We start from the raw sequence: 13,666 nt of genomic DNA on the forward strand, positions 1-13,666 counted from the left end.
ATTACCATCTGATCTGATGACCGACGTTCTGACAGGAAGCCCACCCGCGTGAGTGATTTCGATTTCAGCGAAAATGAAGTGCAACGCTATGCCCGCCATATCGTCCTTAAGGAGGTTGGCGGCACGGGGCAGATGAAGCTCAAGCGCGGTCGGGTTCTGATCGTTGGGGCGGGGGGGCTTGGATCGCCGCTTGCGATGTATCTGGCGGCTGCCGGGGTCGGCACGATTGGCATTGTCGATGCCGACACGGTCGAACTTTCAAACCTGCAACGTCAGATCGCGCATGGCATGACCGATATCGGAACGCCCAAGGTCGACAGTGCCAAGGCGACCATGGCGGATATGAACCCCGAAGTCACCGTTCATGCCCATAACACCCGCCTTGATGCCAGCAATGTCATGGATCTGATTGCCGATTATGATGTGATTGCCGACGGGTCGGATAATTTCGATACGCGCTTTTTACTCAACGATGCCTGCTACCACGCGGGCAAGACGCTGGTTTCCGGTGCCGCCCTTCGCTTTGACGGGCAGGTTTCGACCTTCAAGGCCCATCTTGGCGCGCCGCATCCCTGTTATCGCTGCATTTATCATGCGCCACCACCCGAAGACGCCATTCCGTCCTGTGCGCAGGGCGGCGTTTTGGGCTCGGTCGTTGGCATGGTTGGCGGCATTCAGGCGACAGAGGTGCTCAAGGAGCTGATGGGCATCGGTGATGGCCTTTCAGGGCAGCTTTTGATTATCGATGCCCTGTCCGCCTCGTTCCGCAAGATCAAGGTGCCCCGCGATCCGGGCTGCCCGACCTGTTCAGAAAACGCCACAGTCAAGGACCTGTCTATTCATGAGCACTGAGTCTGATACGCCCAAAAAGCTTTCCCTGGTGGCGTTTTCCGGGACCTATGAAAAGGTTCATTACGCCCTCGTAATGGCATCGGCCGCCTTGGCATCGGGCCGTGAAGTGACGCTGTTCTTTACCATGGAAGCCAGTCGGGCGCTGTTTGCGCCGTCGGGTTGGCGTCATCTGCGCACCGAGGTTGACGGGGCAACGGCGACATCGATTGATCTGAGTTACTCAACGCGGGGCATCGGCACTTTCGAAGAATTGTTGTCGGCTTGTGCCAGCCTCAATGCCAAATTCATGATCTGCGAGATGGGCCTGCGCGCCCTTGGTCTTGAAAATCAGGCAAAGCGTGAAGAATTGGCGATTGAAACCGGCGGTGTTGTTACGTTCCTGAATGATGCCAAGCAGAATGGCGAGATGCTGTTTATCTGATCTTTGAGGTTGGTATTCGGGCTAGCTTGCCAGAAGCTTGACGCCCAGGCCTGCGAGGCAGATGCCAACACCACGTTCGATCCATGATTTGATCGCAGCAATGCGCGCCTGCACCGATGGCAGGGTCAGGGCTGTTGCGACAAGTGCAAACCAGATCATGTGGCAGGCCGCGATATAAACACCATACGCGACTTCCTGAATGATAACCGTGTTTGGTGAAATTACCTGACTGAACAGCGATACGATAAACAGCATTGTTTTGGGGTTTAGCGCATTGCAGGCGAAACCGATCCAAAATGCCGATCCGCTGTTTTGTGCCGAACTGGTTTGGTTTTGATCCGACGGATCAGAAGCTGTGATGTTCGAAGCACTTTTGCTGTGATCCGGCCTGCCCAGCAGGTGTCGAATGTCCGGCCAAAGCGCCGATAGGCCAAGCCAGATCAGATAAGCTGCCCCAAGGTAGCGCAAAGCTGACAAAACCCAGATATTACTGGCAAAAACAACACCAAGCCCGATCAACGTGTAGCCAAGATGCACCGAAACGCCAGTACCGATCCCGATGGCGCAACGCACGCCCGCCCGCCGCCCGCGTGCAAGGGCGATTCGGGTCACCATCGCAAAGTCCGGGCCGGGGCTGATCACGGCGAGAATGGTGATGATGCCAACGGCAATGATTTCCATCGATAAGATATCGCCTGTCCATTCCGGCATGATGTGATCCCTTGTGAATGATGAATTCATTTGATGTGTGAGTGAATTCAGTATCAAACTGTTCAGATCGCCGGAAAATCGAAAAATACTGGTATTTATTGTGAGTAATATTCACAGAAAACGCAGTTTGCCGCCCTTGGCGGCCCTGCCCGCCTTTGAGACCGCAGCCCGCCATCAAAGCTTTTCGCGTGCGGCGGATGAGCTTAATCTGACGCACGGTGCGATCAGTCGCGCGGTCGCACAAATCGAGGAACGCCTAGGCGTTAAGCTGTTTGTTCGGCGCAATCGGCGTGTCTGGCTGACGGCCGCAGGCGAGCGGTTGTTGAAGGCAACAACGGTTGCGCTTGATGGGCTTGATCAGGCAATTGAGGATATCCATCGCCATGACAAGTCGTCCCCGATATTGACCGTATCGTGCGAGCCCAGCCTTGCGATGCGTTGGTTGATGCCGCTTCTTGGCGATTTTCGCGAGGCCAACCCGGATCTGAATATTGATCTGAGGCTGGCAGGCGGGCCGGTGGATTTGTTGGCGGATGGTTGTGATGTTGCCATCCGGCGTGCGGATTACGGTATTTCCGAGCATTACATCACCACCCGACTTTGGCCGGAATATGCGGGGCCGGTTTGCGATCCGGAATGCTGGGAAACCATCCTTTCAAGGGATTTGTCCAACGCCCGCTGGCTTCATACGCGAACGCGCCCCGATGCCTGGGATAACTGGAAACGCTCAAGCGGCAGCACGGCAACCCCGGCCAGCGAGCAGTATTTCGATCATTTCTTTTTCGCCCTGCAGGCAGCCGTGAACCGGCTTGGTACAGCGATTGGTCCCTTGCCGCTTGTGGCTGATGATCTGGCGTCCGGGAGGCTGATAGCGCCGCATGGCATGGCCCCGACGGGCTATGATTATGTCCTGATCACGCTTGACCCGCCCAAGCGTGACCCGCGGGTTGCGCTGTTCTTTGACTGGTTGATGGCTAAGGCAGCTGACATGGAGCATGCGATATCACCAGCCTGACTGTGATCAGCGAACTGTTCGGCTGTGCATCACCTCGGAACATTGATTGCGTGCGAAGCGTTTGGGGATTGTTTGAATGGCAAGGGTTTATCGCATGCTGACCGACCTTCCCTATTTCGCCACGGCGGAAAAATACTTCGATATTGGCGTGATCGATATGATTGCGCGTCTGGTGGCGGCAACAGTCATCGGCATGCTGATCGGGTTGAACCGTGATGTGAATGGCAAGCCAACCGGCATGCGCACGCTTGCCCTTGTGTCGCTTGGTGCGGCGGTCGTGTCGGTCGTGGCGGTCCATTTTCAGGATCTGATCGATCACCCCGACGCGCTTTCACGCGTGGTTCAAGGGATTTTGCAAGGTGTTCTGACCGGGATCGGCTTCATCGGTGCCGGTGTTATTTTGCGTGAGCCAAAAAACATGTCGGTCACGGGGCTAACCACTGCTGCGACCGTCTGGATGACGGCAGCGCTTGGCATCGCCTGTGCGCTTGCGGCCTGGCATATCGTGATTATTGCAACCGTCTTGACCTTTATTATCCTGGTCGCGCTGAAACCGGTCGAGCTCATGCTGGTGCGCTGGGTCGGCAATTCAGAGGCCGCCAAGGACGCCAAGGAGAGCTAGGGGCAATTTAGGGTAATCCGCGCCCTGACTGGGTTGCACTTAGAAATCCTCGCCCTCGCGGAAGGCGGCAAGGTCGTCAATGCGGTGATAGGGCAGAAGCGTCTGAAGGTTTTCGGGCGGTGTGCCGTTCATCAGGTCATGCAGATGGCGGGCAAGAACTTCGCCGACATGGCGCTGCGGCTGGTAGTAATAGGCAAGTTTTTGTTTCGAAAGCATGCGAAACGGCATGCCGCCAAAGCCGACAACACCAATTCCGTCGCGGATGGTGTCCATGCCAAGTTCCATCAATGCTTCAAGCGCGCCGATCATCGTCATCTGACTTGCGCAGACAACAGCCGTGACATCGCGCTGATTGGCAAAAAGCCGTGTTGTTGATTCGCGCGCAGCCCGCACGGAAATTTCCGACGGCATCCAGATCAGGCTGTCGGGATCAAGGCCGGCATCAACCATGGCCCGGCGCGCGCCCTGTTTGCGATATCCGAAAAATGTCAGGGCTTCGGGCGGGTCGATCATGCCGATATTGCGGTGGCCATCATCAAGCAACCGTTTCACCGCGTCATAGGCGGCCTGTTCGTCATCATGATCGACAAAGGCATGCGGGGTCAGAAGTTCTGTCCGGCCAAAGCTGACAAATGGAAAGTCATGTTGCAGGCAGTATTTCGCGCGACTGTCTTGCAAGGTTGTGCGTGAAAACACCACAGCATCGGCAAGGCGTTGGGTATGGACCTTGCGCACCGGATCAAGCGGATCTTCGCCGCGCGTCTGGGCCAGCACCAACAGGGAATAATTATCGGCTTCAAGACCCTGGGTAAGGCTTTCGACCTGTGCCAGAAAGCCCGGGTCGCCGTAATCACCGACTTCGGGGGAATACAGAATGGAACAGACCTGCATGGTTTTGCCGGTTCGAAGCATGACACCACGGGCATCTGGCTGATAACCGATTTCTGCTGCGGCTGCCTTTACGCGGGCGACGGTGTCGGGTTTGACTTCCGGCCCGTCTTTAAGCGCACGTGATACCGTCGTGATCGATAGACCAAGGCGATCGGCAATCGTACGCAAATTGGGGCGAGCAGCAGGCATATACAGGTCCGTTCCATTCAAATTTCGGACAATCTAAGCGCCCGGTTGGCCTAAGGCAATGCGTTCTGTGAAATCACCTTGCGCATGAAATCATAGGATGCCTTGGGGGTGCGTTTCTGGGTGGTGTAATCAACATGCACCAGCCCGAAACGCTTTTCATAGCCATATGCCCACTCGAAATTATCCAGAAGCGACCAGGGCATGTAGCCCCGAATGTCGGCACCCTCGGACTTCGCACGAAGCAGGGCTTCGAGATATTCGGTGTAATAGGCAATGCGGTCCTGATCATCAATCTGGCCGTTTGCCTTCGGGATATCGGTAAAGGCACCACCGTTTTCGGTAATGAAAACAGGCGGGTTACCATAATCATCCTGAAGGATTTTCATGGTCTGATAGAAGCAATCCCCGTCAATCGCCCAGCCCATTTCCGTGCGGCGGAAATAGTTTGGCGGCTGGGCATGTTTGAACGGCCATGCAGCGCCTTCGGCGGCCTGAATGTAGCTTGGGAAATACTGGTTTAGCCCCTGGAAATCGACCTTGGTCTTGATGGCTTCAAGATCGCCATCCTGAATATGGGGCTCCATCCGGTCGATAATCAGTTCCGGATAGCGGCCATAATATACCGGGTCCAAAAAGATGCCGTTCCATTTGGCTTCGAACAGATCAATCAGATGCGCATCCTGTTCACGACGGTGCGGAAGCGTATAGCCCTTGTGCATCGGCAACACGAAACCGACCGGCACATCCGGATAATGGTTTTTGATCACCCGGGTTGCGCGTGCGTGACACAGGTTCAGGTGGTGGGCAACGCGCATTGCCGCACGCGGATCGGTAATTCCCGGTGCGTGGCGGCCTTCTTCATGGCCGACCCAGGCAACGACATTCGGCTCATTGAAGGTGACCCATGATTTCACCCGGTCACCAAGTCGGGTGACCAGAAGTTCGGTATAGTCGCCAAACCAGTCAACAATGTCACGGTTGGTCCAGCCACCACGATCCTGAAGCGCCTGTGGCAGATCCCAGTGATAAAGGCACAGCCACGGATCCAGCCCGCGTTCAAGCATGCCGTCAATCAGGCGGCTGTAAAAATCAATGCCGGTTTCGTTCACCTTGCCGGTGCCCTCGGGCATCACGCGTGGCCACATTATCGAAAACCGGTAATGGGTTGCGCCCAATCCTTTGATCAGATCAAGGTCTTCGGCCCAGCGATGGTAATGGTCGCACGCGACACTGCCATCATCGCCATTGGCAACGCGGCCCGGCGTTGCGCAATATGTGTCCCAGATGCTGGCACCGCGTCCGTCATCTTTTGCGCCGCCTTCAATCTGATAACTTGATGTCGAGACCCCCCAGCGGAAACCGTCAGGAAATGATTTGGTCATGTTCGCTTCCTTGCCCTAGCTTTGGATGTCTTTTATTGAACGCATCCAAAATCGTAACGTTTCGAAAAGCACAGCAAAAAATCTTCCGTACTTTCATCTTGGCCTATTATGGTAAGGTTTTCGTGATTGACAAGGGTGATTAAAGCGCTTATCAAAAAAATCGTAACGTTACGATTTTCCGGTCATATCACTTAACAAGAAGCCGGGCGTGATCGTGTCCATTAGGGAGGAACATCCGTTATGATGAAATTTTCAAAGATTGCCGCAAGCGTGGCATTTCTGAGCGTCGGTGTATCTGCCGGTGCACTTCATGCCCAGACTGCCGAAGTCCTGCACTGGTGGACTTCGGGAAGTGAACAGGCGGCCCTTGGCGAAATCCGCAAGGCGTTCGAGGCCAAAGGCGGCACCTGGGTTGATACCCCGATTGCCGGTGGCGGCAATGCGCGTGCAGCGGCCGTGAACCGTATGCTGGGTGGTGACGCGGCCGCCGTATTTCAGTTTTCCATTGGTCAGCAACTTCGCGAATTGGCTGATCAGGGGCTTCTGGCCAATGTCGGTGACGTTGCCACGGCAGAAAACTGGGATGAAAAGCTGCCGCCGCTGATCGTCAAAGCTGCGAAATATGATGGCAACTACATTGCCGCACCGATCAACATCCATGGTGAAAACTGGATGTTCTATAACACGTCGGTTCTTGAAGAGGCCGGGATCGAGGTTCCGAAAACCTGGGATGATTTCATTGCTGCGGCAGAAAAGCTCAAGGCCGCTGGCGTTACGCCGATTGGCTTGGGTGGCCAGCCCTGGCAGGAGCGCATCATGTTCAACAGCGTCCTTTTGGGTGTTGCCGGTCGTGAGTTTTATGCCGAGCTTTACAGCACGCTTGATGATGACCTTCTGAAATCCGATACCATGCGCAAGGTGTTTGAAACCTTTGCTGCGCTCAAGCCGTTTGTCGACGAAGCAAGCCCGGGCCGTAACTGGAACGAAGCGACCAACATGGTCGCCAAGGGCGAGGCCGCCTTCCAGTTCATGGGTGACTGGGCCAAGGGTGAAATCATCGCAGCAGGGATTGAGCCCGGCACGACGGTCGGATGTGCCTTCGCCCCGGCGATTGATACCGCCTATATCATGACCGTGGATGCCTTTGCCTTCTCGGCCATGGATGGTGAAGACGCAACGCCTGCACAGACCTTGATGGCGCAGGTGATGCTTGAGCCGGACGTGCAGATTGCCTTTAACAAGAAAAAGGGATCGATCCCGGCCCGTCTTGACGTGCCTGCTGACAGTTTTGATGTCTGCGCCCAAACCGCCATCAAAACTCTTCAGGACAAGAAAACCCACCTTGTCAGCACCGGTTTGTTTGGTGTGCCAAGTGCAGTTTCGGGTGCGATTGATGACACCATCTCCAATTTCTGGAACAGTGCAGATATGAGCCCCGAAGAGGGTCAGGCACAATTCCAGCAAGCGATTTCCTACGCAAAATAACGATTTTGCGAAATTCCGGATATTGCGGAAAAGCGCCGCTGAAACCATGGATGTGGGTGCAGCGGCGCCTCCATAAATAGGCGAGAATGTCATGGCCGAACCGGCACCGGACGTGTTGCAGCGTTCCGAAGATCGAAAATTCACACTCAAGTCTGGAAAAAAGCGTTGGCGGCCGCAATGGAGCGCGGGGATGGCGTTGATCCCGGCGATGACAATTACGATTGTCTGCTTTTACGGGTTCATCATCTGGACTTTCGTCATTTCACTGACCCGTTCACGGCTTTTACCCGTCTATAAATTCACCGGCTTTGAACAGTATGTCCGGCTGTTTGCCAATGAACGCTGGTGGACGGCGATGCAGAACCTGGCGATTCACGGGTTCCTGTTTATCGGCGGCTGCGTTGTTTTTGGCTATTTTCTGGCGATTCTGATTGATCGCGGTGTCAAGGCAGAGGGGATGTTTCGAACGCTCTTCATGTTGCCGCTTTCGATGTCGTTCATTGTCACCGGTGTGATTTGGCAATGGGTGATGAATCCGGGGCTTGGCCTGCAAGAGGCCGTGCGTGCCCTTGGCTGGACCGGGTTTGAATTCAACTGGATCGTGCGCCCCGAAAGGTCGATTTATACGCTGGCGATTGCCGGAATCTGGCAGCAGGTCGGGCTGTGCATGGCGCTGTTTCTGGCCGGTCTTCGCAACATTGATCCCAATATCTGGAAAGCATCGCGCGTCGATGGCATCCCGGTATGGCGGGTTTACCTGCATATCATCACCCCGATGATGCGCACGGTGTTCTTCACGGTCTTTATTCTGATGAGTGCGATTGTGATGAAGGCGTTTGATCTGGTCGTCGCCCTTACCGGTGGTGGACCGGGCTTCTCATCGGATCTGCCGGCACGATTTGTTGTCGATCATATCCTCAACCGTCAGGAACTTGGTTTGGGGGCGGCCGGTGCGTTTGTCTTGCTGTGCACCGTGATTGCCGTGATTTCCCCTTATATCTATTTCGAGCTCAAAAAAGAGCGCGGCGGGCGGGGGCATTGATCATGCGATATAATCGATGGGCCCTTTACGGATTGCTTTGCCTGGCGGCCATTATGATCATGGCCCCTGTTTTCATCATGATTTCGACATCGCTGAAATCAATGGATGAAATCAGGAATGGCAGCATCTTTACCCTGCCAGCCGACCCAAGCTTTGCCGCCTGGAGCAAAGCCTGGTTTGGTGACTGCACGCAGACACTTGGCGAAAAATGCGGCGGGTTGTCATCTTCGTTCATGACCTCGGTACAGATCGTCATTCCGGCCTTGTTCCTGTCGGTCGGGCTGGGCGCAGTGACGGGCTATTCGCTGGCGGTGTGGAAGATGAAGGGGGCGAATGTGATGTTTGCAGCCCTTCTGGTGGGCATGTTCATTCCCCCGCAAGTAACGCTTTATCCCCTGATCATCATGATCCGCGAACTGGGGATCTTCGGATCCATTCAGGGACTTATTCTGGTGCATGTCATTTGGGGTGTCGCCTTTACCACGATGATGTTCAGAAACTTTTTCAAAACCGTTCCACAGGATCTTTTGAAGGCGGCCCGCATTGACGGGGCCGGATTCTGGCGATTGTTCTGGCATGTGATGTTGCCATTGTCGCTGCCGATCCTGGGTGTCGCGATGATTTTACAGTTCACCTACATCTGGAACGACTTCCTGTTGGGGCTGACTTTTGGCGGGCGTTCCGGCCAGCCGATGACAGTGGCACTGAACAACCTTGTCGGATCACAGTTCGGCGAGAAGGAATACAATGTTGATATGGCTGCAACCATGCTGACGGCCTTGCCCACACTGGCGGTTTATCTGCTGTCCGGGCGGCTGTTTGTGCGCGGCATTGCCGCAGGTGCAGTGAAAGGATAACGGGAATGAATGGCGTCGAACTGCGCAATGTGACCAAGGCCTATGCCGGCATCACGGTGATGGAAAACATCAATCTGGAAATCGCCGACGGGGATTTTCTGGTGCTATTGGGGCCATCGGGGTGCGGCAAATCAACATTGCTGAACATGATTGCCGGTCTTGAACCAGTCACCGGGGGCGCGATTGATATTAACGGGCGCGACGTAACAGCACTTGAGCCGGATGAGCGCGATATCGCGATGGTGTTTCAATCCTACGCCCTGTATCCGACGATGTCGGTACGCAAGAATATCGGCTTTGGCCTTAAGATGGCGGGCATGCCCAAGCCCGAGATCGAAGAACGGGTGAACGAAGTTGCGGAACTTTTGCAGATCACGCCGCTTCTGGATCGCAAGCCATCGCAGCTTTCGGGGGGGCAGCAGCAACGTGTTGCCATTGGCCGGGCGCTGGTGCGCGAGCCCGCTGTCTTCCTGTTTGACGAGCCACTATCGAACCTTGATGCGAAGCTGCGCGCCGATATGCGGATCGAGCTTAAGCGCCTGCATGAACGTCTTGGCCGCACGATTGTCTATGTCACCCATGATCAGATCGAGGCAATGACACTGGCAACCAAGGTTGTCGTGCTTGATCGTGGCAGCATCCAGCAGGCCGACACCCCGGAAAATGTATATCGCCGCCCGGCAAACCGGTTTGTCGCAAGCTTCGTCGGGGCACCGACGATGAATTTCGTCGATGGCACCCTTGTTCGCGATGGTGATCAGGTCTTTTTCGACACTGGTAACGGGAAATTGCCGCTGGTTGATGTCCCCGCCGAGGCCAATGATCTGGTCGGGCGTCCGATGACACTGGGCGCACGGCCGGAACATTTGATGTTTGATGATGCCGGGATTTCGGCGCGTGTTGTGCTGGCGGAGCCGACCGGCCCCGATCAGTATGTGCGTCTGGCGGTCGCCGGTGCGGAAATGACCGCCCGAAGCGGCCCGGAACAGGCCTTCAAGTCGGGATCAGATATCAGGGTCGTGATTGATGGCGCGCGGATGTCGCTGTTTGATGTGGAAAACGGCAAGGCGCTTTTGCACGGCTGAGTTTATGCATTTGCGGGCCTTGGATTTGAAAAATGGCGGTGCATTGCGGCACCGCCATTTTGTTTATTTGACCATCATTGGTTCGGGCAGCGAACTGTCGGAAAACAGCGGATAGCGCGCCCGTGCGTTTGGCAACTGATAGTGCCACCATTCATGATCGTAATATTCGAACCCGGCACTGACCATGATGCCAAGCAGCAGGAAGCGGTTGGCTTCGGCCTCTTTGGAGATCAAATCAGATCCGTGATAGGACCGGATATGCATTTCATCAAACCCTGCCCCCATATCCAGTTCCTTGCCGTTTTGATCAATCAGCGTTAGATCAATGGCCACACCACGACCATGTGGCGATCCGAAATCCGGGTTGGCGACGAAATCGGGGTTGGGCGAATGGTTCCAAAGGGCCCGTTGGGCTTCCTGGGGACGAAACGCATCAAGAATGCGCAATTTCACCCCCTGACGACGCGCCATGGCGGCGGCCTTTTTCAGACAGGCAGCGGCATCCGCGTGAAGATAGCAGGCAGGTCGTGTATAAATCGGTGCCCCGGTGAAATTCCGATCCGTGGCATAGACGATATCAATTTCGACATCATATTCGTAAGGCGTAATTTCGACCAGCGCCATCGCCGGAGGCTCCCTGTTCTTGTCGTTCACCGATTACATAAAGAAGATGCTGACTGGACAGTCGCGCATATCAGATGGCGCCGACCATAGCGCATCAGACGCCGCAAAGACAAAGGCGGAAAAGTCCGGTCCGACAATTTTGGCGATTGATACGGCATCAACGTCGCTGTCGACGGCCGTCTTGATAAATGGCGAGGTCAAAGGCGAACTTTATGAAGATATGGAACGCGGTCAGGCAGAGCACCTGATGGGTTTCATTGCCAAGACGCTTGAGACCGCGAAAGTCGACCTTGTCGATCTTGACGGGATTGCGGTGACGGTTGGTCCGGGGGCGTTTACCGGCATGCGGATCGGCCTTTCGACGGCGCGTGCGCTTGGTCTGGCGCGCAAGATCCCGGTGGTCGGCGTCAGTTCGCTTGAAGCCGTCGCCTATGGCGTGACGGAGCGCGATCATCAGGGTCGCAATATCCTGGTCGCGCTTGATAGCAAACGAAACGAGATATTTGCCCAGGCTTTTGACAGTAAAAAACGCCCGCTGAGCAATGCCGAATGTGTCGCCCCGCGTCAGGCCCTGATGATGGCGCCACCCGGTGATACCTTGCTTGCCGGTGATGCGACCCCGCGCCTTCTGACCGCTGCTGCCCATGCGCCGGACGCCTTTTATGATTGCACGGCACCCGGCCTTCCGCGGGCGGGCAATGTGGCACGTATCGCGGCCGCGCGTTGGGAAACCGGTGAAAACCTGGCGCCGGTGCCGCTTTACCTGCGCGCCCCCGATGCAAGACGTATCGAAGATCAGGGACCGCAGAAAAAGAAATGAGCCCGGCCAAATCCAACGATGGCAGTTCTGGTTATGACGCCTCGCAGATTGTGCTGGTGCCTTTGACGGCGGCCTTTGCGACGGTGGCAAGTGCGCTACATGCCGAGGGGTTTGATGATGCCTGGGACGAGGATGCGATTATCCGGTTGCTTGATGTACCCGGTGCGTTTGGCATTCTGGCTTATCGACCCGGCGATCAGGCCAAAAATGCGAAAGACCAGCCACTTGGCTTTGTTCTGATGCAGACTGTTCTCGATGAGGCGGAAATCAATACCATCACGGTTGCCCCGGATGCCCGGCGCATGGGGGTTGGACGCGCATTGCTTGATGCGGTCAAGGATCGTCTCGTGGCGGCGGGTGTTACCCGTATCTTGCTGGAAGTCGCAGTCGATAATGATGGCGCGATTGCGCTTTATCGTCAGAACGGCTTTGCCGAAATCGGGCGTCGCAAGGGCTACTATGCCCGGCCCAATGGCCGAAAAGTTGATGCCTTGGTCCTCGAACGACTGATCTAATTAAATTTTTCGATGTCGGTGACCTTTTCGATCCATGGCAGGAATTTTTGTTTGCCAATAGGGTGTTAGGCAATCTGGAACAATTTTAATCGATTATACCCACATAATGAGTGTGGTTTTGAGCGCCAACCTGTTGTAGTGTAAGCCTGCATCGGAACTGGCGGTTTTATGATCCCTTGCGGATTATGAGTCGGTAGGTTCCCGGTGTATCAGTGATTTCGGCCAGTTCGACGACTTCGTCGCCCATCTCGGTTACCGAGCGCGGAACGTTTTTCAACGGTTCACCAGCGCCAAGGGTAACCTCCAGAACCTGACCCGGTGTCATGGTTTCGAGTTTGAGGCGGGTGCGCACAAATGTCATCGGGCAGACGTCGTTTGTGATGTCTATTTTATGGTCGGGGGTTGCGGTGGCCATGTTGGTCTCCTGCCTTGATGCGTAACTTTGAAGTAGCGCCCTTCATCGCAGGTAGCAAGTGGCCAGAAGAATGCCGATATGATTGTGATTGCAGGGTGTTAGTACCGGCGATCTACAGGAAGCGGAATTTATCGCGAATTCAACCTTGCGATATGTGGCGGATTTTTCAATATTGAGCCACAAGAGATCGACGCCAGAGACACGTCTCGGCTGGGGACAGGTGGAACCGGAAACGGAAACGAGAAACAAGACAATGCTTGCAGAATCAACTATCGAGCAGAAATGCATCGACGCGGGCCTGAAAATGACGGGCCAACGCCGGGTGATTGCCCGTGTGCTCTCTGAGTCCGAAGACCACCCGGACGTTGAACTGGTTTATCGTCGGGCGACCGACATTGATCCGAAGATTTCGATTGCGACCGTATATCGCACCGTGCGCCTGTTCGAAGAGGCGGACATCCTTGAGAAACACGATTTCGGCGATGGCCGTGCGCGTTACGAGGAACTGACCGAAGAACATCACGATCACCTGATCGACATGCGTTCGGGCGAGGTGATCGAGTTTTCGAACGACAAAATCGAAAAGCTTCAGGAAGAGATTGCGAAAGAACTGGGCTTCCGTCTGGTGGGGCATCGTCTTGAGCTTTACGGTGTTCCTTTGAAAGACGGCAAGTAATTCCAGCGTTCAATCGCGCACTGAACTTACAGTTTTCAAGGCCACTTGCTGAAACAGGCAAGTG

At 55.2% G+C, this 13,666-nt stretch carries 16 protein-coding genes; 11 read left to right on the forward strand and 5 right to left on the reverse strand.

The window, feature by feature from the left end:
- Window positions 1–48: 48 nt before the first annotated feature.
- Both moeB and FHI25_RS06090 read left to right on the forward strand, forming a co-directional pair.
- Window positions 49–852 (forward strand): molybdopterin-synthase adenylyltransferase MoeB, encoded by an 804-nt coding sequence (moeB, locus tag FHI25_RS06085; protein WP_210516000.1) that lies wholly within the window; start codon window positions 49–51, stop codon window positions 850–852.
- Window positions 842–1,273, forward strand: coding sequence for a DsrE family protein (locus FHI25_RS06090; protein ID WP_210516002.1), 432 nt, complete (start codon window positions 842–844; stop codon window positions 1,271–1,273). The genes moeB and FHI25_RS06090 overlap by 11 nt, the downstream gene beginning before the upstream one ends.
- 21 nt (window positions 1,274–1,294) lie before the next feature.
- Here the strand turns inward: FHI25_RS06090 and FHI25_RS06095 are convergent, their stop codons facing one another.
- Window positions 1,295–1,984 (reverse strand): LysE family transporter, encoded by a 690-nt coding sequence (locus FHI25_RS06095; RefSeq protein ID WP_210516004.1) that lies wholly within the window; start codon window positions 1,982–1,984, stop codon window positions 1,295–1,297.
- A gap of 100 nt (window positions 1,985–2,084) precedes the next feature.
- Between FHI25_RS06095 and FHI25_RS06100 the strand changes: the two genes are divergently transcribed.
- Both FHI25_RS06100 and FHI25_RS06105 read left to right on the forward strand, forming a co-directional pair.
- A complete protein-coding gene (locus tag FHI25_RS06100; protein ID WP_349237968.1) occupies window positions 2,085–2,999 on the forward strand; it encodes a LysR substrate-binding domain-containing protein in 915 nt (304 codons plus the stop codon).
- A 76-nt stretch (window positions 3,000–3,075) separates the two neighbouring features.
- On the forward strand, window positions 3,076–3,621 hold the full coding sequence (locus tag FHI25_RS06105; protein WP_008888840.1) for an MgtC/SapB family protein: 546 nt from the start codon (window positions 3,076–3,078) through the stop codon (window positions 3,619–3,621).
- Window positions 3,622–3,660: 39 nt separating this feature from the next.
- On the opposite strand, the gene FHI25_RS06110 is transcribed toward FHI25_RS06105, so the two are convergent.
- Both FHI25_RS06110 and FHI25_RS06115 read right to left on the reverse strand, forming a co-directional pair.
- Window positions 3,661–4,701 (reverse strand): LacI family DNA-binding transcriptional regulator, encoded by a 1,041-nt coding sequence (locus tag FHI25_RS06110; RefSeq protein ID WP_063086132.1) that lies wholly within the window; start codon window positions 4,699–4,701, stop codon window positions 3,661–3,663.
- A gap of 50 nt (window positions 4,702–4,751) precedes the next feature.
- Window positions 4,752–6,083, reverse strand: coding sequence for a GH1 family beta-glucosidase (locus FHI25_RS06115; RefSeq protein ID WP_210516006.1), 1,332 nt, complete (start codon window positions 6,081–6,083; stop codon window positions 4,752–4,754).
- A gap of 240 nt (window positions 6,084–6,323) precedes the next feature.
- Here FHI25_RS06115 and FHI25_RS06120 point away from each other — a divergent pair, with 240 nt between their 5' ends.
- The 4 genes from FHI25_RS06120 to ugpC all read left to right on the forward strand — a co-directional run bounded on the left by FHI25_RS06120 (window position 6,324) and on the right by ugpC (window position 10,552).
- Entirely contained in the window at window positions 6,324–7,568 is a 1,245-nt protein-coding gene (locus FHI25_RS06120) for an ABC transporter substrate-binding protein (protein WP_210516008.1), read from the forward strand.
- Between the two features lie 190 nt (window positions 7,569–7,758).
- Window positions 7,759–8,610 carry a sugar ABC transporter permease gene (locus FHI25_RS06125; protein WP_246878913.1) on the forward strand — a complete coding sequence of 284 codons (852 nt, stop codon included), beginning with the start codon at window positions 7,759–7,761 and terminating at the stop codon, window positions 8,608–8,610.
- A gap of 2 nt (window positions 8,611–8,612) precedes the next feature.
- Window positions 8,613–9,467, forward strand: a complete 855-nt coding sequence (locus tag FHI25_RS06130) for a carbohydrate ABC transporter permease (protein WP_210516011.1) — start codon at window positions 8,613–8,615, stop codon at window positions 9,465–9,467.
- 5 nt (window positions 9,468–9,472) lie between these two features.
- Complete coding sequence (ugpC, locus tag FHI25_RS06135) at window positions 9,473–10,552, forward strand: sn-glycerol-3-phosphate ABC transporter ATP-binding protein UgpC (protein ID WP_210516013.1); 1,080 nt, start codon at window positions 9,473–9,475, stop codon at window positions 10,550–10,552.
- A gap of 63 nt (window positions 10,553–10,615) precedes the next feature.
- On the opposite strand, the gene ddpX is transcribed toward ugpC, so the two are convergent.
- Entirely contained in the window at window positions 10,616–11,176 is a 561-nt protein-coding gene (gene ddpX / locus FHI25_RS06140) for a D-alanyl-D-alanine dipeptidase (RefSeq protein WP_063086120.1), read from the reverse strand.
- 46 nt (window positions 11,177–11,222) lie between these two features.
- Between ddpX and tsaB the strand changes: the two genes are divergently transcribed.
- On the forward strand, window positions 11,223–11,996 hold the full coding sequence (tsaB, locus tag FHI25_RS06145; protein WP_246878914.1) for a tRNA (adenosine(37)-N6)-threonylcarbamoyltransferase complex dimerization subunit type 1 TsaB: 774 nt from the start codon (window positions 11,223–11,225) through the stop codon (window positions 11,994–11,996).
- Window positions 11,993–12,511: a ribosomal protein S18-alanine N-acetyltransferase gene (gene rimI / locus FHI25_RS06150; RefSeq protein WP_210516017.1), complete on the forward strand. Its 519-nt coding sequence runs from the start codon at window positions 11,993–11,995 to the stop codon at window positions 12,509–12,511. The genes tsaB and rimI overlap by 4 nt, the downstream gene beginning before the upstream one ends.
- 166 nt (window positions 12,512–12,677) lie before the next feature.
- On the opposite strand, the gene FHI25_RS06155 is transcribed toward rimI, so the two are convergent.
- Entirely contained in the window at window positions 12,678–12,926 is a 249-nt protein-coding gene (locus FHI25_RS06155) for a sulfurtransferase TusA family protein (RefSeq protein ID WP_063086111.1), read from the reverse strand.
- 253 nt (window positions 12,927–13,179) lie between these two features.
- On the opposite strand from FHI25_RS06155, the gene FHI25_RS06160 reads away from it, so the two are divergent.
- Window positions 13,180–13,602, forward strand: a complete 423-nt coding sequence (locus FHI25_RS06160) for a Fur family transcriptional regulator (protein WP_008888851.1) — start codon at window positions 13,180–13,182, stop codon at window positions 13,600–13,602.
- The last annotated feature ends 64 nt before the right edge of the window (window positions 13,603–13,666 follow it).

This window comes from Thalassospira sp. ER-Se-21-Dark, from assembly GCF_017922435.1.
Taxonomy (GTDB): Bacteria; Pseudomonadota; Alphaproteobacteria; order Rhodospirillales; family Thalassospiraceae; genus Thalassospira.